Source organism: Variovorax sp. EBFNA2 (assembly GCF_033802765.1).
In the GTDB taxonomy this organism is placed as follows: Bacteria; Pseudomonadota; Gammaproteobacteria; order Burkholderiales; family Burkholderiaceae_C; genus Variovorax; species Variovorax paradoxus_H.
In genome coordinates this window covers 2,360,502-2,379,781 of record NZ_CP138496.1, presented here as the reverse complement: position 1 = coordinate 2,379,781, position 19,280 = coordinate 2,360,502, and the positions used below count along the sequence as shown (strand labels likewise).

21 protein-coding genes are annotated in these 19,280 nt (G+C 69.3%); 9 read left to right on the top strand and 12 right to left on the bottom strand.

Annotation, left to right across the window (positions count from 1 at the left end; genetic code table 11):
• Positions 1-16 precede the first annotated feature (16 nt).
• Both xerD and RZE79_RS11055 read right to left on the bottom strand, forming a co-directional pair.
• Complete coding sequence (gene xerD, locus RZE79_RS11060) at positions 17-931, bottom strand: site-specific tyrosine recombinase XerD (RefSeq protein ID WP_159272478.1); 915 nt, start codon at positions 929-931, stop codon at positions 17-19.
• A gap of 67 nt (positions 932-998) precedes the next feature.
• A complete protein-coding gene (locus RZE79_RS11055) occupies positions 999-1,973 on the bottom strand; it encodes a tripartite tricarboxylate transporter substrate binding protein BugE (RefSeq protein ID WP_319360444.1) in 975 nt (324 codons plus the stop codon).
• A gap of 113 nt (positions 1,974-2,086) precedes the next feature.
• Between RZE79_RS11055 and RZE79_RS11050 the strand changes: the two genes are divergently transcribed.
• Positions 2,087-3,004 carry an AEC family transporter gene (locus RZE79_RS11050; RefSeq protein WP_153285029.1) on the top strand — a complete coding sequence of 306 codons (918 nt, stop codon included), beginning with the start codon at positions 2,087-2,089 and terminating at the stop codon, positions 3,002-3,004.
• A gap of 11 nt (positions 3,005-3,015) precedes the next feature.
• Here RZE79_RS11050 and RZE79_RS11045 read toward each other — a convergent pair whose 3' ends face one another.
• From RZE79_RS11045 to RZE79_RS11030, 4 genes are all read right to left on the bottom strand, one after another.
• Positions 3,016-4,434 (bottom strand): carotenoid oxygenase family protein, encoded by a 1,419-nt coding sequence (locus RZE79_RS11045; RefSeq protein ID WP_319361151.1) that lies wholly within the window; start codon positions 4,432-4,434, stop codon positions 3,016-3,018.
• A 26-nt stretch (positions 4,435-4,460) separates the two neighbouring features.
• Positions 4,461-5,501: a MerR family transcriptional regulator gene (locus RZE79_RS11040; protein ID WP_319360443.1), complete on the bottom strand. Its 1,041-nt coding sequence runs from the start codon at positions 5,499-5,501 to the stop codon at positions 4,461-4,463.
• A gap of 101 nt (positions 5,502-5,602) precedes the next feature.
• Complete coding sequence (locus RZE79_RS11035; RefSeq protein ID WP_319360442.1) at positions 5,603-6,355, bottom strand: sulfite exporter TauE/SafE family protein; 753 nt, start codon at positions 6,353-6,355, stop codon at positions 5,603-5,605.
• Between the two features lie 40 nt (positions 6,356-6,395).
• Entirely contained in the window at positions 6,396-7,649 is a 1,254-nt protein-coding gene (locus RZE79_RS11030) for an MFS transporter (protein ID WP_319360441.1), read from the bottom strand.
• A gap of 89 nt (positions 7,650-7,738) precedes the next feature.
• Between RZE79_RS11030 and RZE79_RS11025 the strand changes: the two genes are divergently transcribed.
• The 7 genes from RZE79_RS11025 (at position 7,739) to RZE79_RS10995 (ending at position 14,288) form a co-directional block, all read left to right on the top strand.
• Positions 7,739-8,632 (top strand): helix-turn-helix transcriptional regulator, encoded by an 894-nt coding sequence (locus RZE79_RS11025; protein WP_319360440.1) that lies wholly within the window; start codon positions 7,739-7,741, stop codon positions 8,630-8,632.
• A gap of 59 nt (positions 8,633-8,691) precedes the next feature.
• Positions 8,692-9,378, top strand: a complete 687-nt coding sequence (locus tag RZE79_RS11020) for a phosphatase PAP2 family protein (protein ID WP_319360439.1) — start codon at positions 8,692-8,694, stop codon at positions 9,376-9,378.
• Between the two features lie 157 nt (positions 9,379-9,535).
• Positions 9,536-9,778: an acyl carrier protein gene (locus RZE79_RS11015; RefSeq protein WP_099796257.1), complete on the top strand. Its 243-nt coding sequence runs from the start codon at positions 9,536-9,538 to the stop codon at positions 9,776-9,778.
• A gap of 35 nt (positions 9,779-9,813) precedes the next feature.
• Positions 9,814-10,992 carry a beta-ketoacyl synthase gene (locus tag RZE79_RS11010; RefSeq protein ID WP_373696569.1) on the top strand — a complete coding sequence of 393 codons (1,179 nt, stop codon included), beginning with the start codon at positions 9,814-9,816 and terminating at the stop codon, positions 10,990-10,992.
• 120 nt (positions 10,993-11,112) lie between these two features.
• Positions 11,113-11,580: a DUF2501 domain-containing protein gene (locus RZE79_RS11005; protein ID WP_319360437.1), complete on the top strand. Its 468-nt coding sequence runs from the start codon at positions 11,113-11,115 to the stop codon at positions 11,578-11,580.
• A gap of 61 nt (positions 11,581-11,641) precedes the next feature.
• On the top strand, positions 11,642-13,372 hold the full coding sequence (locus RZE79_RS11000) for a SulP family inorganic anion transporter (RefSeq protein ID WP_319360436.1): 1,731 nt from the start codon (positions 11,642-11,644) through the stop codon (positions 13,370-13,372).
• A 31-nt stretch (positions 13,373-13,403) separates the two neighbouring features.
• Positions 13,404-14,288, top strand: coding sequence for a LysR family transcriptional regulator (locus tag RZE79_RS10995; protein ID WP_319360435.1), 885 nt, complete (start codon positions 13,404-13,406; stop codon positions 14,286-14,288).
• Positions 14,289-14,298: 10 nt separating this feature from the next.
• Here the strand turns inward: RZE79_RS10995 and RZE79_RS10990 are convergent, their stop codons facing one another.
• Positions 14,299-14,712, bottom strand: a complete 414-nt coding sequence (locus tag RZE79_RS10990) for a GFA family protein (RefSeq protein ID WP_319360434.1) — start codon at positions 14,710-14,712, stop codon at positions 14,299-14,301.
• A 120-nt stretch (positions 14,713-14,832) separates the two neighbouring features.
• Positions 14,833-15,417 carry a DUF3299 domain-containing protein gene (locus RZE79_RS10985; protein WP_319360433.1) on the bottom strand — a complete coding sequence of 195 codons (585 nt, stop codon included), beginning with the start codon at positions 15,415-15,417 and terminating at the stop codon, positions 14,833-14,835.
• A gap of 135 nt (positions 15,418-15,552) precedes the next feature.
• Between RZE79_RS10985 and RZE79_RS10980 the strand changes: the two genes are divergently transcribed.
• Positions 15,553-16,080 (top strand): hypothetical protein, encoded by a 528-nt coding sequence (locus RZE79_RS10980; RefSeq protein ID WP_319360432.1) that lies wholly within the window; start codon positions 15,553-15,555, stop codon positions 16,078-16,080.
• Here the strand turns inward: RZE79_RS10980 and arfB are convergent.
• From arfB to RZE79_RS10960, 4 genes are read right to left on the bottom strand one after another with little or no spacing between them, the layout of a single operon-like run.
• A complete protein-coding gene (gene arfB / locus RZE79_RS10975; protein ID WP_319360431.1) occupies positions 16,049-16,456 on the bottom strand; it encodes an alternative ribosome rescue aminoacyl-tRNA hydrolase ArfB in 408 nt (135 codons plus the stop codon). The genes RZE79_RS10980 and arfB overlap by 32 nt on opposite strands.
• Positions 16,457-16,472: 16 nt before the next feature.
• Positions 16,473-17,657: an acetyl-CoA C-acyltransferase family protein gene (locus RZE79_RS10970; protein WP_319360430.1), complete on the bottom strand. Its 1,185-nt coding sequence runs from the start codon at positions 17,655-17,657 to the stop codon at positions 16,473-16,475.
• A gap of 42 nt (positions 17,658-17,699) precedes the next feature.
• Positions 17,700-18,497: an enoyl-CoA hydratase-related protein gene (locus RZE79_RS10965; RefSeq protein ID WP_319360429.1), complete on the bottom strand. Its 798-nt coding sequence runs from the start codon at positions 18,495-18,497 to the stop codon at positions 17,700-17,702.
• A complete protein-coding gene (locus RZE79_RS10960) occupies positions 18,494-19,156 on the bottom strand; it encodes a TetR/AcrR family transcriptional regulator (protein ID WP_319360428.1) in 663 nt (220 codons plus the stop codon). The genes RZE79_RS10965 and RZE79_RS10960 overlap by 4 nt, the downstream gene beginning before the upstream one ends.
• Between the last annotated feature and the right edge of the window lie 124 nt (positions 19,157-19,280).

The following is a 19,280-nucleotide window of genomic DNA, read 5'->3' as shown; positions in this document are numbered from 1 at the left end:
ACGAACGACCGCTGCGTCAGCCGCGCGGATGGTGCTGCGCGTGCAGCTGCTTCAGGCGCTCACGCGCCACGTGCGTGTAGATGGTGGTGGTCGAGATGTCGGCGTGCCCCAGCAGCAGCTGCACCGCGCGCAGATCGACGCCATGGTTCAGCAGGTGCGTGGCGAACGCATGGCGCAGCGTGTGCGGCGACAGCGGCACGTGGATGCCCGCTGCAGCCGCCTGCTTCTTCACGATGACCCAGAACATCACGCGCGTCATGCCCGCGCCGCGCGCGGTCACGAACAGGTCGGGCGTCTGCTGGCCGTCGAGGATCACGGGGCGCGATTCGTCGAGGTAGCGCTCGATCCAGCGCCGCGCCTCGCCGCCGAAGGGCACGAGGCGTTCCTTGTTGCCCTTGCCGAGCACGCGCAGCACGCCGTCGTTGAGGCTCATGTCGATCACCTTCAACGCCACCAGCTCGCTCACGCGCAGGCCGCTTGCGTACATCAGCTCCAGCATCGCGCGGTCGCGCAGGCCGAGCGGGCTCTCGACATCGGGCGCGGCCAGCAGGTCGTCGACCTGCTTCTCCGACAGCGTCTTGATCGCGCGCGGCATCTGGCGCGCGGGCATGAGGCGGATGCTCGGGTCGGCCGTGATGCGGCGTTCGCGCAGCGCCCAGCGGTAGTAGCGCTTGAACACCGTGAGCCGGCGGTTCGCCGAGGTCGCCTTGCCCTTCGTGGACAGGCGCACGCCCATGTAGGCCTGCAGGTCGGTCTCGCGTGCGGCGTCGAGGCCCATGCCGCCCCGCTGTTCGCGCAGCCACTGCGCGAACAGCGCGAGGTCGCGGCGGTAGGCGGCCAGCGTGTTCTTCGACAGCCCGTCCTCGAGCCAGAGGGCGTCGATGAAGGTGTCGATGTCGGCGGTGGGGGGAGCGGCGGCGGCCTCGGTCATGCGGTGCAAGATAACAAAAGAAAAAGCCGCCCGGAACGCGGGCGGCTTTCAGGGGAAGCGAAGCCGATCAGTCGAGCTTGAGGTTCTGCTTCTTCACGACCTGCTTGTACACGTCGAACTCGGCCTTGATCTGCGCGGCGAACTGGTCGGGCGAGTTGGCCACGATCAGCGAGCCGGTGTCTTCGATGCGCTTCTTCACGGCCGGATCTTCCACCGCCTTCTTCACGCCGGCGTTGATCTTGTCGACCACTTCCTTCGGCAGGCCCTTGGGGCCGAGGATGCCGTAGTAGGCCATGCGGTTCACCGGCTCCAGGCCGACTTCCTTGAAGGTCGGCACGTTCGGCAGGCCGGCCACGCGCGTCGGCGCCGACACCACGATCGGCACCAGGCGGCCGCTCTGGATGAAGGGCATCGCCGAGGGCAGGTTGTCGAAGATGATCGGCACCTGGCCGGCCACCACGTCGTTCAGCGCCGGGCCCGCGCCGCGGTACGGGATGTGCGTGACGAAGGTGGTGGTCAGGCTCTTGTACAGCTCCATCAGCAGGTGGCCGATGCCGCCCGTGCCCGACGAGGCGTACGAATACTTGCCCGGGTTCTTCTTCAGCTCGGCCACGAACTCGGCGTAGTTCTTGGCGGGGAAGCTCGGGTTCACGGCGATCACGTTCGGCGTGGCCGCGATGTTGACGATCGGCGTGAAGTCGGTGATCGGGTCGTATGGCGTCTTCGGGTTGATGGCCGGGTTGGCCGCCGTGCTCGACACCGTCGCCACGCCCAGCTTGTAGCCGTCGGCCGGCGCGCGCGCGGTTTCGGCCGCGCCCACGATGCCGCCGCCACCGGCGCGGTTGATCACCACCACGGGCTGGCCCAGCACCTTGCCCAGCGGGTCGGCGATCACGCGCGCCACGATGTCCGTCGTGCCGCCGGGTGCGAACGGCACGCTCAGCTCGACCGGCTTGGTGGGATAGCCCTGCGCGAAACTCTGACCTGCCGCTGCGACCAGCACGGCGGCGCCCGCAAGCGCGCTCCATTGACGACGTTGCATCGATAACTCCTTGACTAGACGGGACCGGCCGGGGCCGGAAAAAAGCGAAGCCCGGATGCTAGCGGGTCGGGGCTTTCCTTCATGCTGTGGAATACCCACAGTTGTGGCGGTTTATGCTCGAAGCGGTGAACTACGCACAGCTGCTCTTCCCCGACTTCTCCCTCATCGCCATCGGCTGGCTCCTGTGCCGCTACACCGCGCTCGACCGCCGCGTGTGGGACCAGGTCGAGAGCCTGGTGTATTACTTTCTATTTCCTGTCCTGCTGTTCCATTCGATCGTGCGCAGCCCGCTCGACTTTGGTGCCACGTCGAGCCTGCTGACCGCGGGCGTCGGCGTCGGGCTGGCCGGCATCGCGATGGCGTACGCCCTGCCCTTCGTGCCGGGCCTGCGCACGCACATCGACCGGCACGACCACGCCGCCAGCGCGCAGATCGCGTTCCGCTTCAACTCCTTCATCTGCCTGGCGCTGGCCGAGCGGCTGGCCGGGCCCGAGGGCCTGCTGCTGATCGCCGTGCTGATCGGCGTGTGCGTGCCGATGTTCAACATCGCCGCCGTGTGGCCGATGACGCGCCATGCGCAGACCGGCTTCGTGCGACAGCTGGTGCGCAATCCGCTGATCGTGGCGACGCTGGCGGGCCTGATCGCCAACGTGCTGGGCCTCACCGTGCCGACCTGGCTCACGCCGACGCTCACGCGCATCGGTGCGGCTTCGCTGGCGTTGGGGCTGCTTGCGGCGGGCGCGGGCATGCAGTTCGCGACGCTGGGGCGCGGCAAGGCGCTGGCGGTGTCGGTGCTGGCGATCCGGCATTTCTTCTTGCCGCTGGTGGCCTGGGGGTTGTCGCTCGCCTTGAAGCTGGATGCGACGCAGGCTGCGGTGTTGATGGCCTTCTCGGCCGTGCCCACCGCGTCGAGTGCCTATGTGCTGGCGGCGCGCATGGGCTACAACGGGCCGTATGTGGCGGGGCTCGTCACGCTGTCGACCATCCTGGGCGTGGCCAGCCTGCCGTTCGCGCTGGCGCTGCCGCGCTGACCCGCCGACAGCTACGCGTTCGGCCGCCAATTGCCGTGAAAGCCGAACGGCACGCGGTGCGGCAGCCGGGCTGTCGCAACGGGCGCGGCGCGCAGGTCGCGGGCATCGAGCACGATCAGGTCGCTGCGCCGGGTCTTCTCGCGCCAGACCACGGCCAGGAGCCAGCCGTCGCCTTCGTCGGCGTGCGGTGCGCGCGGCACGAACACCGGCTCCGACACGACATCGCCCGGCGGCAGCGTGTGGAGGTGGCGCTCGCCCGTCTCCAGGTCGCAGCGCGCAAGGCTGTCGAAAAGCACGCTCTCGGCATCGCCCCGCGCGCGTGCGGTGGCATGGCAGGCATAGAAGCCGTACCGGGTGCGGCTGCCCGCGAAACGCTCGTCGATGCGCGGGAACTCGCCCACCAGATCGTCGAGGTACTCGCGACGGAAACCTGTGCCGCTGCCGGCCAGGTCGAAGGTCCAGCGGCACAGCCGCGCGGCCATCGCGTGCGGATCGCCGGGGCGGCCCTGCGCATCGGGCAGGCCGGGCGCGGCGTCCGACTGCATCACGAGCGCGACGACGGTGTCGCCCTCGTCCCACGCGTTCATGACGTGGAACATGTGGCAGGCCTCGGTCTCGAACCAGCGCATCGTGTCGACCGCGGCGCCGCGCCGCATCACGCCGACGTGGGTCCGCTTGTCGGCCTCCCAAGCCAGCAGCGGCAGGCCGCGCATCGCGCGCTCCACGCTGGTGGTCAGCGGCATCACCGGAAAGAGCACGTGCCCGCGCGTCAGCATGAAGTCGTGCGCCATGCTGGCGTACGGCGCGTCGAAGGCCTGCAGCTCGGTCACTTCGCACTGGCTGTCCATCACGCCGTAGCGCATGCCGGGCGTGCCGGGGCCGTCGGGTGAGTAGGCGAAGAAATGCAGCTCGCCGCTGTGCGGGTCGTGCTTCGGATGCGCGGTGCAGCGCGTGGTCAGGCGGTCGCCGAAGCTCTGGTGCCCTTTCGACGCCAGCGTGAAGGCGTCAAGCTCGAAGGGTTGGTGCGATTCCTCGAGCGCGAACAGCCGGCCGCCGTGCCAGAGCATGCTGGTGTTGGCCGTGCCGCTGTTGTGGCCGATCACCGCCGGGTCGCTGGTCGCGGGGTTGCCGAAGGAGCCGAACAGCGCGCGCCCGGCCGCGTGCTCCAGTTGCCACTTGGGCGTGCGCGCCCAGCGGTTGCGGTACGCCACCTGACCGCCATCGATGTGAAACGCGTGCACCATGCCGTCGCCGGAAAACCAGTGGTAGTTGTCGTCGCGCGGCGCATGCTGCGGGCTCGGCCCCACGCGGTAGAGCGTGCCCGAGAGTTCCGGCGGCATCGCACCGTCGATGGCGAGGGCCGCGATGTCGTGCTCCTCGGTGAGCGGGGCGTAGTTGCCGGTAAAGAAATGGGCGTTGGCCCGGGGCATGGCGGTCACTGGGAGTTCCTGGTCGTTCAAAGGGATTGGGGGTCGGCGAGTTGCGCGATGGCGCGCCCGATGTAGGCCGCCAGCGGCGCGTCGATGCCCGAGCCGGCGCGCAGCGCGGGGTCGCTGCGGAAGGCCTCCTGCAGCTTCGCGTTCAGTACCGCATCGCCGCCGGCCTTGGCCAGGGACAGCGCCTGCCAGCGCGCGGCCAGCACGCGCACCGGCGCGCTGTCGGGCGCCGCACCCTGCCGCATCTGCTGTCGCACATCGGCGATCAGCGGGGGCCAGGCGTCGGTCTGCGCGACGTAGTGCTGCGCGAGCAAGGCCATCTCCGCAGCATCGCAATGCGCGGCGTAGCGCTGCAGCCGCGCGTACGCCATCGCATGCGAGATGAACTGCATGCCGGCGCGGTCGACACCGGTCAGCGAGTGCAGCGCGGGCTCGTTCCAGTGCATGGCGTAGAGCTGCATGAGCAGGGCTTCGTCGCCGCCGGCTTCTTCGAGCAGCAGCGCGATCCAGCGCTGCGCGAGGGCCTGCGCCTGCGCGCTTTCCGGCGAGGCGCCTTCAGCGACCAGCGCGCGGAGCACAACGGTCAGCTCGGCGCGCTCGGGTGCCACCGCGTCGGCGAAACCGTCGCGACCGGTCTGGAGCCGCCCGAGCTCGTCATCGCTGAAATACTTCGCGCCCGCGACCGTGCGCTCGAGCGCCACGAGCCAGTCGTCGATGGCGGGTTCGGTGCGGGCCTGCAGCTGGGCCTGCAGTGTCAGCAGGTGCGTGCGCAATGCCGTGGCCTGCGTGATCTCGCGTTCAAGCTGCGACAGCTGCTGCGCCACGACCTCCGACAGCCCGTCGGCCGCGCGGTCGAGCAGGCCCTGGATCTCGGCCAGCGACAGGTCGAGCCGGCGCAGCGCCTGGATGCGGTACAGCCGCGCGACGTCGTTGCGGTCGTAGAGACGGTAGCCGCCGTCCGAGCGCTGCGACGGCACCAGCAGGCCGATGTCGTCGTAGTGCCGCAGCGCGCGCACGGTCAGCCCGGTGCGCCGGGCCAGTTCGCCAATCCTCAGGTACATGCCTTCCCTCTCAAGTTGAAGGCATCGTAGAGCGTGCCGTTACGAGAGGGTCAAGCGAATTTCGTTGAAAAGATGCGCGCCGTTTTACGTCGGCGCGGGCGTCAGCTGCGTTGCAGCAACGCGGGCACCGCCGACGCCAGCATCGCGATACCCGACAAGGTCAGGAGGCTCAGCACGATCTTGCGAAACGCCACCTCGCTGATCCCGATGTAGAGCCGGGCCCCCAACAACACCGGCACCGCGACAGCCGCCGCGACCAATGCCAGAAGAGGCACCACCGAACGCCCGATGCTCCCGCTCGCCACATGCACAGCAAAGGCCACGGCCAGCATCGAGAGGTTGAAGTTCTGGATCACGGCGCGTTGCGTGTCGCGCTGGAAGCCGCGCAGCGTGCACCACAACGTGGGCACGACACCCGAGAAGCCGCCGATGCCCGCCATCACGCCGCCGATGGCACCCGCGACACCGTCCGCCGCACGGCCGCCAAAGGTGATCTTCGGCAGGTGCTGCGACATCAGCATGGCCGGGCACCACAACACCAGCAGCGTGCCCAGGCACACCTTGAACAGCACGATGTCCAGGTGCGGCAGCAGCCAGACACCGAAGGGCACGCCGACCAGGCCGCCAAGCACGAAGGGCCAGAGGATGCGCTTGTCGAAAGACCGCCGCACCGTGAGCGCCGCGATCACCTGCCCCGTGAGCGCCCCGAACAACGCGAGCACGGCGGCCAGCTGCGGCTCCAACGTCCAGGCCCACACAGACATCGCGACCATGCCGAAGGCAAAGCCCGACAGGCCCTGCACGAACCCCGCCAGCACAGCGCCGACGATCACAGAGACATACAAGGCTTGCATGCGGCCCATGATAGGGGCCGCCGCCCCGCCCTCCGGCGGTCTACGCCGACGCAGGCACCAGCGCCGTGCGACGCACGCGCCGCACATTGAAGGCGCTGGCGATCAGCACGCCCTGCACCAGCGCCAAGCCGACGATCACGCTGGTGTACTGGCCGGCGTCCATCAGGCGGCCGAACACCAGCGGCGCCACGGCCTGGCCGATGTCCAGGCCCGCGTACACCACGCCGTAGACGCGCCCCGTGGCATTGGGCGGCGTCGACTTCTTCACCAGCAGGTCGCGCGACGGCCCGGCGATGCCCGAGACGAAACCCATCGCGCCGAACAGCACCGGCACCATCACGGGCGGAAACTGCGCGAAGGCCAGCACCAGCGCCAGCGCCGCCGCCACACCAAAGCCCGCGCCCACGATGCGCTCGCAGCGCGAGGGGTCGGAGGCCAGGAAGCCGCCCACCACCATGCCGGCCGCGCTCGCGACCATGTAGACCGTGAGGCACACCGCCACCAGCGCCACCGGCACCGCATGCAGGTGGCCCGCGGCCACGGGCGCGAAGGTCTGCACCACGCTGATCACGGCGGCATAGAAAAAGAAGAAGCCGAAGCACATCCACACGGCCGGGATGCGCAGGAAGTCGAACTCGCCGCCGACCGGCGTGGGCTCGCCGTGGCCCGTGGCCTTGTGCACGGCCGCCGCGTCGAGCGACAGCACGCTGCGGTAGATCCACAGGATCAGCAGCACGACGATCGCCACCACGCCGGCCGAGGCCAGCGCCACGCGCCACGAGAAGGCAATGGCGATCGGCACCACGAAGGCCGGTGCCAGCGCCCAGCCCAGGCTGCCGGTGATGCCGTGCACGCTGTAGGCATGGCCCAGCCGCGTCGGTGCGACCTTGCGGTTGAACAGCGTGTAGTCGACCGGATGGAACACGCCGTTGCCGATGCCGCCGACCACGGCGCACGCCAGCAGCATCCAGTAGCTCTGCGCCATCGCGTAGCCGAAGGCCGCGAGCCCCAGCGCGCCCAGCCCGACGAACAGCACCGGGCGCGGGCCCAGCTTGTCGACGATGAAGCCCGAGGCCGCCTGCACGATGCACGAGACCACGAAGAACACGGTGAGCACCGCGCCCAGCTCGGTGTAGCTCACGTTGAACGCATCCTTCAGCCACGGAAACAGCGGCGCCAGGATCAGCTGGCTGAAATGGCTCACCGCATGCGCCAGGCCGACCAGCCCGATCAGTTGGGCGTCGCTGCGCAAAGAGGGGCCGGAAGCCGCGGCCGGCGTGGAAGTGGATGACATGGATTGCTACAAAAAACCCGGGGGACCTGCGATGCTATGCGGCGGCGACGCGGCAGAATGGCGATACAGCGACAACATTTGTCGAAACCATGCCAAGCGCCGCTCCTCCGACCGTTCCGACCGCCCTGCCCGCTTCCGAGCCCGCCAAGCCGCGCGGAACGCCCACCGCGCCGACCACCAGCGTGGGCCCGCTCACGCCGCACCTGTACGCCCCCGACGCCGTGCGCCCGCTGCGCGCCAAGGAACACTTTTTAAGCGCCGACACGCTCGTCGAACTGCACGAGCACCCGTGGCCGCAACTCACGTTCTCGACCCGCGGCGTGATCCGCCTGAGCACGCAGGACGGCAGCTACATCGTGCCGCCGTCGCGCGCGCTCTGGGTGCCGGCCAACATGCAGCACAGCATCACGCTGATCGAAGACGCCGAGCTGCGCACCGTCTACCTGCACGCCTGGATCGCGCCCACCTGGGAGAAGTGCGAGGTGCTCGAGATCAGCCCGCTGCTGCGCGCGCTGATGCTCGCGCTCGACACCACGCCCGACGGCCTGCCGCCGGCCGACCCGCATGCGCCGCAGCGCGAACGCATGATCGCGCCGCTCTTGGTCGACGAGGTCGAACGCGCCACGCAGATCCGCATCGACGTGCCGCTGCCCTCCGACAAGCGCCTGCGCCAGCTGTGCGAGACGCTGCTGCGCAACCCCGCCGACCGCGCCACGCTGGCCGAGCGCGCCGCCGCCATCGGTGCCAGCGAGCGCACGGTGGCGCGGCTGTTTCGCGACCAGCTCGGCATGAGCTGGCAGCAATGGCGCCAGCAGGCCGTGATGGCGCATGCGCTGCCGCTGCTGGCACGCGGCATGGCCGTGAGCCAGGTGGCGTCGGCCAGCGGCTACGCCACCGACAGCGCCTTCTGTGCCATGTTCAAGGCAGCCACCGGGCGCTCGCCCACCTCGTTCCAGCACAAGAAACGAACGGCCACCCTTTGATGCCGCAGGGCATGGACAGGGCACGTCATGGGGCTCTGGCAAGATCGGCGACCGACACCATGCACTCACCGATCCCCCTGCACATCGCGGCCGAGACCCGGCCTGCAACGTGGACCGCCGACATCTGGCTGCGCATGCGCCGCCACTTCCTGCTGAAGGCGGTCGGCACCACGGCCTTCACCTGGCTGTTCTTCATCGGCTACTTCCACCTGCTGCGCAACCCGGCCTTTCCGGTCACGGTGATGCCGCTGACGCCGCTGGACCACCTGATTCCGTTCCAGCCCTACACGCTCGGCGCCTACCTGTCGCTGTGGGTGTACGTGGGCTTTGCGCCGGGCCTGCAGCTCACCTTTCGCGAGCTGGTGGTCTACGGGCTGTGGATCGGCGCGCTGTGCCTGAGCGGCCTGGGCCTCTTCTATGTCTGGCCGACGCAGATCCCGCCGCTGAGCATCGACGTCTCGGGCTACCCCGGCTTCGCGATGCTGCAGGGCGTGGACGCGGCGGGCAACGCCTGCCCGTCGATGCACGTGGCGGTCGCCATCTTCACCGCGGTGCGGCTGGCCGACGTGCTGCGCGCGGCGCGCACGCCGTGGCTGTTGCAGGCGATCAACTGGGCCTGGTTTGCCGCCATTGCCTATTCGACGCTGGCGGTCAAGCAGCACGTGGTGCTCGACGCGGTGGCCGGCGCGCTGCTCGGGCTGGCCTTCGCGCTGCCCTCGCTGCGCTGGCGTCCCGGGAATCGCTGACCCGAGGATTTCCCTAGGATCGAAGCGGATATCATCAATCACCATTGATCACATTCACCACAGGCCGAGCGAGGAAGGGATCGACCCCGTGGCCCGCCACCCGCAAGGGACAGGCAGCCCATCGATCAACGGCGGCACAAGACGACAGGCATCGCAGATGAGTTCGCTGAAGGAATTGCAGGACCTGATCCACGAGAAGTACGGCATCGAACCGTCCAAGCTCGACCCCCACGCCTCGATGCGTGAAACCGGCGGACTCGATTCGCTGGCACTGGCCGAATTCCTGTTCGCCATCGAAGACCATTTCGGCATCACCATGCCCGACGAAGACGCGACCATCGACACCCTGGCCGAGCTCGCGCAGCTGGTCGACAAGGTCCGGGCCGCCAAGCCAGCGTGAGCACGCACGAAGTCGCCGTCACCGGACTGGGCGTCATGGCGCCCCACGGCGACGCGCCCGGCGCGCTGTTCGATGCGCTGTTGCAGGGCCGCTCGGCCCTCGCGCCGGTTTTTCCCGAACTCCCCAAACCCGCCGCCGCCGCCACGGTCGCTTTCGACGAGACGCGCTGGTTCACCAAGCTGCAGCTCGCGGGCGTCGACCGCGTGAGCCAGCTTGCCGTGGCCGCCGCCGACCTCGCACTGCGCGACGCCGGCCTGGCGATGAGCGATGCAGGCGTCGATGCCGAGCGCGTCGGTGTCTACGCCGGTTGCGGCATGGGCGGCGCCGCCGCGCTCGAAGCCGCCTACCGCGGCAACGGGCGCGTCTCGCCGCTCACCATTCCCGCCTTCATGCCCAACGCGCCCGCGGCCCACGTGGCGATGCGCAACGGCGTGCTGGGTCCGGTGCTCACGTATTCGGTCGCCTGCGCCTCGTCGTCGGTGGCCATCGCCGAGGCCGCCAAGGCGGTGCAGCGCGGCGAAGTCGACATCGCCATCGCGGGCGGCAGCGAAGCGCTGATCGTCCCGGGCGTGGTGCTGGCCTGGCAGGCCATGCAGACGCTGGCCGGCTTCCAGCCCGGTGAAGCGGCCGGCGCGGTACGGCCCTTTGCCACCGACCGCAGCGGCTTTGCGCTCGGCGAAGGCTCGGCCTTCCTCATTCTTGAATCGGCCGAGCGCGCCCGCGCGCGCGGCGCCCGCCGCTACGCCACGCTGGCCGGCTGGGGCCTGAGCAGCGACGCCACCCACCTCACCAAGCCCGACGCGCCGGGCCAGGCCCGCGCCCTGCGCGCCGCGCTGCGCCAGGCCGGACTTCAGCCGCGCGACGTCGGTTACTGCAACGCGCACGGCACGGCCACGCGCATCGGCGACGTGGTCGAGCGCAACGCGCTGGCCGAGGTCTGGGGCAGCGACTTCGACGCCCTGCGCGTCAGCTCGACCAAGGCACTGCATGGCCACATGCTGGGCGCGGCCGGGGCCATCGAGGCGCTGATCACCGTGCTGGCGCTGCACCGGCGCGAGCTGCCGCCCAACGCGAACTGCAGCGCCATCGACCCCGACTGCCAGATGAACCTCGTCGCCCTCGGCGACAGCGCCGCGCCCACGCTCGACGCCGCCATCAGCAACTCCTTCGCCTTCGGTGGCACGAACTCGGTGCTGCTGTTCCGCCGGGGCTGAGCCGCGTGCTCTTGCGGGCCGTGGGCCCCGTGCCGCTGTGCCCCGCGCGATAGAGACATTCCGGGCGCTCCGGTATGCTGGTGGGCGCTTCTCCCCTCATGTTTGTCCCAGGAGGCCACCATGCACGCTCGCTCCACCTTCGTCGCCCTCGCCCTGCTGGCCGCAGGCGCCTCGGTGCAGGCCAACAACCTGCTCGACCAGTTGAAAGAACAGGCCGGCGCGGCAGTCAACTCGCAAGGCAGCAGTAGCAGCACCGGCAACAGCAGCGGCGGCGGTTCGGCGCTCAGCAACCTCAGCCTCGGCGGCTTCAAGATGCCCGCCATCGGCTCCAGCACCGTCGGCAGTGCGGCCGGCGTGCTCGAGTACTGCGTCAAGAACAATTACCTCGGCGGCGATGCTGCGTCCGTCAAGGACAAGCTGCTGGCCAAGATCACCGGCCAGAAGAAACAGGAAAACGACTTCGCGAGCGGCGCCAAGGGGCTGCTCAAGGGCGGCGACGGCAAGTCGCTCAACCTTAAGGGGCTGTCGTCGAAGGTCAAGGAAAAGGCCTGCGACTACGTCCTCAAAAACGCGACCTCCCTGATCTAGGCTCTTTCTCTCTCTCCCGCTCTCCGCGCGCGGCCTGCCCGCCGTGCGCGCGCCCCGCTTCATGAATCCGGCTTCTCCTTCCTCTTCCCCCGCACCCTCTGTTCGCCAGCGCCTTGCGCGCTGGGTTCCCTGCCTCGCCTGGCCCCGACCGTCCGCCGCGCTGCTGCGCAACGAGGCCATGGCCGGCATCACCGTCGCGCTGATGGTGCTGCCGCAGGGCGTGGCCTATGCGGCGCTGGCCGGCATGCCGCTGGTCACGGGCGTGTATGCGGCGCTGTTCCCGGCGCTCATCGCCGTGATGTTCAGCTCGTCGCAGCGGCTGTCGGTGGGGCCGACCGCGCTCACCAGCCTGCTGGTCGGCGCGTCGCTCGCGCCGCTGGCGGTGGCGGGCAGCGAAGAATGGGTGGCGATGGCGGTGTGGCTCACGCTGATGTCGGGCGCAATCCAGATGGTGCTCGGCGCCGGGCGCTTCGGCTGGCTGCTGCGGCTGGTCAATTCGCCGGTGCTGATCGGCTTCACACAAGGCGCGGCGGTGCTGATCGCCATCTCTCAGCTGCCGGCGCTGCTGGGTTTCACCGGTCGCACCATTCCGCAGGTGCTGCAGGGCGGGCCGCTGCCCGATCTCACTGCCATCGCCTTCGGCCTGGGCAGCATCGCCGTGCTGTGGCTGGGCAAGCGCTGGGTGCCGCGCTTCCCGACCACGATGGCGCTGGTGGCCGGCGCCGCGGCCATCAGCTGGACCATCAACTACGCGCTGCGCGGCGGCGCCGTGGTCGGCGCCCTGCCCTCGGGCCTGCCCTCGTTCTACTGGCCCGGCCTGCTGCCGGCGCACACCTTCAGCGCACTGGTGCTGCCGGCGCTGATGATCACGCTGGTGAGCTTTCTCGAGACCGCATCGAGTGCCAAGGTCGACAACGGCCGCGCGGGCACGCTGTGGAACGAAAACCAGGACCTCATCGGCCAGGGCCTGGCCAAACTGGCCTCGGGCTTCTCGGGCGCATTCCCCACCAGCTCGTCGTTCTCGCGCTCGGCGATCACGCTCTACGCGGGCGCGCAGACCGGCTGGGCCACGCTGTTCAGCGTGGCCGTGGTGGCCGGTGCGCTGCTGTGGCTCATGCCGCTGCTGTACCACGTGCCGCAGGCGGTGCTGGCGGCGGTGGTGGTCACGGCCATCCTCGGGCTGGTGAAGCCGTCGAGCTTCACCGCGCTGTGGCGCGTCTCGAAGCTGGAGGCCGGCATCGCCTTCGGCACCTTCGTGCTCACCATCGCCACCGCGCCGAGCATCTACTGGGGCGTGCTGGGCGGCCTGCTCGCCAGCCTGGCCCACTACATGTACCGCCACCTGCACCCGCGCATCATCGAAGTGGGCCTGCACCCCGACGGCAGCCTGCGCGACCGCCACCTCTGGAAGCTGCCGCCGCTCGCGCCACAGCTCTATGCCGTGCGCATGGACGCCGAACTCGACTTCGCCTCGGCCTCCACGCTGGAGCGCGCGCTCACGGTCGCGCTGGCCGAGCGCCCCGACCTGACCGACGTGTGCCTGTTTGCGCAGCCGATCAACCGCATCGACATCACCGGCGCCGAGGTGTTCGGCTCGATCCGCCGGATGATGGAATCCAAGGGCGTGCGCCTGCACCTGAGCGGCATGAAGCTGCCCGCGATGCAGGTGCTCGAGCGCGCCGGCCTGCTCGCACCGGGACCGATGCTCTTCAGCTACCGCACCGACGCCGAGGCGCTGGCCGCACTGATGCCGCGCATCGACGTGACCGAAGAAGCCGAAGCCGCGGCCTGACCGCGGCCCCCTCTTCCCGGACACGGGCGCCATGAAAACCACCATCGAAGAACTGGTCGCCTTCCGCGCCGTGGTGGACACCGGCTCGATCACCGCCGCAGCCGACCAGCTGGGCCAGACGGTGTCGGGCATCAGCCGCGCGCTGAGCCGGCTCGAGCAGAAGCTCGGCACCACGCTGATGCGCCGCACCACGCGGCGGCTCGAACTCACCGAAGAAGGCGCCGCGTTTTTGCAGCGCACGCGCGCCATCCTCGATGCGATCGACGACGCCGAAGAACACATGGCCGCGCGCCGCCAGCAACCGGCCGGCCGCCTTCGCGTGAACGCGGCCTCGCCTTTCATGCTGCACGCCATCGTGCCGCTGGTGCCGGAGTTCCGCCGGCTCTATCCGCAGATCAGCCTCGAACTCGACACCGACGACCTGCCCATCGACCTGCTGGAGCGGCGCACCGACGTGGCGATCCGCATCGGCCCGCTGCGCGACTCCACGCTGCATGCGCGCCCGCTCGGGACGCACCGGCTGCGCGTGCTCGCAAGCCCCGCGTACCTGGAGGCCCACGGCAAGCCGCGCAAGGTGGACGAACTGCCCGGCCACGCGCTGCTGGGCTTCACGCAGCCCGAGTCGCTGAACCGCTGGCCGCTGCGCGGCGTGCACGGCGACGAATGGACCATCACGCCCACCGTCGTCGCGTCGAGCGGCGAGACGCTGCGCCAGCTCGCGCTCGCCGGCGTGGGCATCGTCTGCCTGTCGGACTTCATGACCGCCACCGACCGCGCCAGCGGCGCGCTGGTGCAGGTGCTGCCGAAGGACACGGTCGATGTGCGTCAGCCCGTCAACGCCGTGTACTACCGCAACACGCAGCTGTCGGCGCGGATCACGTCGTTCCTCGATTTCCTGTCGCAACGCATGGCCTGACCGGCTGGGTTCAGCCCGGCGGCATCCGCTCGAACTTCGGCAGCGCCGGGTCGAGAAAGTCCCAGGCGTGCCCACGCACCGCGTACGTGACCGCCTGCGGCCGGTAGCGCCCCGGATCGTCCAGGCTCGCGGCATGCACGGTGAACACGCCGGGCATCGCCGCGAAGGTCATGTACACGGGCGAGCCGCAGGTCGGGCAGAACGCACGCGTCTTGACATTGCCGCTGTCGCCCTTGAGGCGCCACAGCGTGGCCGCGCCGGTCTGCTTCACCTCGGCGCCCGCGAAGCTGAGGTACGAGCCATGGCCCGTGCCGCTCTTGCGCTGGCAGTCGAGGCACTGGCAGTCGTTCTGGAACACGGGTTCCCCTGAAATCTCGTAGCGAATCGCGCCGCACGCGCAACCGCCGGTGTAGGCCGAGTTCATGGTTCTTGCCCTTTCGAAGTGATGAAGGGCAATCTATTCGAGCAAGGACGTGAGGCGGGAGTAACAAGATCGTCGCGAAACCGATGCGCGTCGTGCCGACCGCCGACGGCACTTCGGCCTTCACGGCCCCTGCGTGACCACCAGCCGCTCGACCGCCGCTGACACGATCTCGTAGCCGCTCACGCCCATGTCCACCGACGCGTAGCGCGCCGCCTTCAGCGTGCCGCTGACGCGCACCGTGTCCATCGCATGCAAGCCCTTCACGGGCGCGGGCGCGATCACGTGGACGATCTGGTTGGCGGGCGGCGGTGGTGTGTGGATGCAGGCGCCGAAGTACGGCACCAGCAGGAACTCGCGGATGCCGTCGAGCGTGGCATCGAGCGGCACCACGAAGCCCGAGAGCCTGGCGGCGGTGCCGTCGAGCGCGACGTTGACCGGCGCGTTGTCCCAGACGGCACGCATCTCGTCGAGCATCTGGATCGCGCGCGGATCGTTGTCGCGCAGCGCCTCGAGGCTGATGTTGCGGTAGCGCTGGGTCGGGTCCCAGTCCTTGGGCACCAGCGCGTCCCAGGCCAGTTCCTGCGCGGCGGGCGCGCTGGCGGGGCCCTGCCCCTCTGCGGCGTCGGGGCTGCAGGCGGACAGCAGGCTGCCCGCGACCGCCATCAGCAGCACCATCATTCCCACGCGACGAACAAGAACACTCATGGCCCCGATTGTGCTTGCCGAAGGCGACACGGCGCTCGAGGCGGGCCGGAAGACCCGCCTTGAAACAAATGGCACACATGGCAAAAAGGCGGGCACCGCGCCAGAATGCCGCACCACGACCACGAGGAGATCCGCATGGCACCCACAGGATGGCTTGGATTGACGTCACTCGGCACGGTTCACACCGCGATCAGCCTGATCGCCGTGTTCGCAGGCCTCTGGGCCCTGCTTCGCTACAAGGAAATCACGCTGCGCACCGGCCTGGGCCAGGTCTTCGTCTGGACCACGGTGCTGACCTGCCTCACGGGCTTCGGCATCTTCCAGCACGGCGGCTTCGGCAAGCCGCATGCGCTGGGCATCCTCACCCTGGTGGCGCTGGCCGTCGGCGCGCTGGCGGGGTACGGGCGGCTCGGGGCCAAGTCGCGCTACATCGAGGCCGTCGCCTATTCGGCGAGCTTTCTCTTCCACTGGATTCCGGCCTTCACCGAGACGCTGACGCGGTTTCCACTCGGGGCGCCGCTGCTGCCGAGCGCCGAAGCGCCCGAACTGAAGGCGATCACCGCAGTGCTCGGCGCGCTGTACGTGGTCGGGGTGACGCTGCAGATCAAGCGGCTGCGCGGCGACAAGCCCGTCAGTCCTGCACCCGCCCGCGCAGGTTCTTGATCTGCGAGCGCTGGCTCTTGCCTTCGAGCCGGCGCTGCTTCGAACCGTAGGTGGGCTTGGTGGCGCGCCGCACGCGCGGCGGCGTGGCCACGCTGTCGATCACCGCCTGCAGCCGCGCGAGCGCGTCGGCGCGGTTCATCTCCTGCGTGCGGTGCTGCTGAGCCTTGAGCACGAACACGCCTTCCTGCGTGATGCGGCTGTCGCGCAAGGCGAGCAGCCGTTCCTTCACATCGGCGGGCAGCGAGCTGGCGTGGATGTCGTAGCGCAGATGGATCGCGCTCGACACCTTGTTGACGTTCTGCCCGCCCGCCCCCTGCGCGCGGATGGCGCTGATCTCGACCTCGTCGGGATTGATCAGGAGTGGGGGGCGGAGCATGCCCGCGAGTGTGCCTTCAAACGCGTTCGAAGACAGCGGCGATGCCTTGGCCGCCGCCGATACACATCGTCACGAGCGCGTAGCGGCCACCCGTGCGGTGCAGCTCGGCGATCGCCTTCGTCGTGATGATCGCGCCGGTCGCGCCCACCGGGTGGCCCAGCGAAATGCCCGAGCCGTTGGGGTTCACCTTGGCGGGGTCGAAGCCCAGTTCCTTGATGACCGCGCAGGCCTGTGCGGCGAAGGCTTCGTTCGACTCGATCACATCGAAGTCGCTGACCTTCAGGCCCGTACGCTCCAGCACCTTGCGCGTGGCCGGCACCGGGCCGATGCCCATGTACGCGGGTTCGACGCCGGCGTGTGCATAGCCGACGAGGCGTGCCAGCGGCTTCAGGCCCAGCGCCTTCACGCGGCCGCCTTCGGCCAGCACCACGGCGGCTGCACCGTCGTTGATGCCCGAGGCGTTGCCTGCGGTGACGAGGCCGTCCTTCTTGAACGCGGGCTTCATCTTCGCGAGCGTGTCGACGGTGGTGTCGGCGCGCACATGCTCGTCGGTGTCGAACAGCACGACGCCCTTGCGCGTCTTCACTTCGACCGGAACGATCTGATCCTTGAAGCGGCCTGCGGCAATCGCGGCGGCGGCGCGCTGCTGGCTGGTCACGGCCAGCTCGTCCATCTGCTCGCGCGTGATGCCGTAGCGCGCGGCCACGTTCTCGGCCGTGATGCCCATGTGGATCTTCTCCCACGGGTCGTGCAGGATGCCCAGCATGTAGTCGACCAGCACCGCGTCGCCCATGCGTGCGCCATAGCGGGCCGAGGTGTCGAAGTACGGGCCACGGCTCATCGATTCGGAGCCGCCGCCGATGGCGATGTCGCAGTCGCCCAGTGCAATGGCCTGCGCCGCCGACACGATGGCCTGCAGGCCCGAGCCGCACAGGCGGTTGACGTTGAAAGCCGGCGTCTCGATGGGGCAGCCCGCATCGATGGCAGCCACGCGGCTCAGGTACGCGTCCTTCACATCGGTGGGGATCACATTGCCCATGACCACATGACCGATGGCGTCGGCGGCCACGCCGCTGCGTTCGATGGCGGCCTTGACGGCGGTGGTGGCCAGTTGCGTGTTGGGCACGTCTTTCAGTGCACCGCCGAAGGTGCCGATGGCGGTGCGGGCGGTGCCGACCACGAAGATGTCGCGTTGGGTCATGGGATGGATCTCCTGGATTGAAAAAACGAAAAGATGAATGCTTCAGCGACCGGTGAAGGCCGCGGGCTTCTTGCCGAAAAAGGCATCGAGGCCGATGCGGAAATCGTCGGTGGCCGCGCACGACTGGAACGCGGCCGACTCGGCGTCGAGCTGGCTCACGAGGTCGCGGTCTAGCGAGCCGCGCATCAGCCGGCGCAGGTTGCCCAGCGCCACGGTCGGGCCCTTGGCGAGCCGCTGTGCGAGGGCCATGGCTTCGGATTCAAGCTCGGCGGCGGGCACCACGCGGTTGATGAGGCCCATGCGCTCGGCGGCGGCGGTGTCGTAGGTGTCACCGAGCATCGCGATCTCGAGCGCGCGGCGCATGCCGACGAGGCGCGGCAGCGCCCACGAGGCGCCGACGTCGCAGCTGGTGCCGATGTTCACGTAGGCCAGGTTGAAGCGCGTGCCTTCGGCCGCGAGCACGAAGTCGGCCTGCAGCATCAGGCTCAGGCCCGCGCCGGCCGCCACGCCGTGCACCTGCGCCACCAGCGGCGCGTCCATGGCGTCGAGCACGGTCAGCGCCTCGTGCAGCGGGCCGATGAGGTCGGCCGCGCCCTGCTTCGGGTCGGCGCTCAGCACGCCGAGGTCGCCGCCGGCCATGAAGCCCTTGCCCGCGCCGCTCAGCAGCACGGCGCGCACGCTCTTGTCGGCGGCCAGCGTGCGCGCGGCGGCGAGGAAGGCGGTGGCCATCGGCACGTCGATGGCGTTGAGCGCGGCCGGCCGGTTGAAGCGCAGCGTGGCCACCGCGCCTTCGCGGCCCACCAGCAGTGGCGAAGAAGAAGTCTCTGGGGTTGTCGTCATGTCTTTGCTTTCGTCGGGGCGCGCTGCAGCACGCCGTTGAGCAGCAGCTCGATGCCCTGGTCGGCGATCTGATCGGGCGTGAGGTCGCCGTCGGGGCGGTACCAGCGGCCGATCCAGCTCAGCGCGCCGGCCAGCATGAAGGCGGCCATCTTGGCGTCGCAGGGCGCCAGCGCGCCTTCGGCCACGCCCTCTTCGATCAGGCGGCGGAAATGCCCGTCGATGCCGGCCTTGAGGCGGCGCAGTTCCTTCTTGAGCGGATCGGGCAGCGGGTCTTCGCCGATGCGGATCACGCACATGCCGAAGTCTTGCGTGACCACGCCCGAGTAGATGCGCATGCAGGCCTTGAGCTGGTCGATGGCGCTGCCGCCCGCGGCACGCACCTCGCCGATGCCGGTCTGCATGAGGTCGAGCGCCATCTTCACGCACTCGAGCAGGATCTGGTCCTTGTTCTCGATGTAGTAGTACAGCGTGGGCTTGCTCACGTTGAGCCGCTCGGCAATGTCGTCGAGCGAGGTCGCGTGAAAGCCGCGCTCGTTGAAGAGCTGGGCGGCCGTGCGCAACACGGCCATGCGCTTCACCTCGCGCTGCTGCGCGCGGCGGTCGGCGGGCTCCCACGGAGAGGGGGGCGCTGAGGCTGGAACGGCGGAAGAACGGGGCATGGGGTTTGTGCGGGCGGGGAAAGTCCCGATGCCGCGACCTGCGGCGAACACAGACATTACCGACCAGTAGGAATTTTACGGGCCAGTAGCATTTCGCTGCTGGACACAAACCCTGACCTTGCGG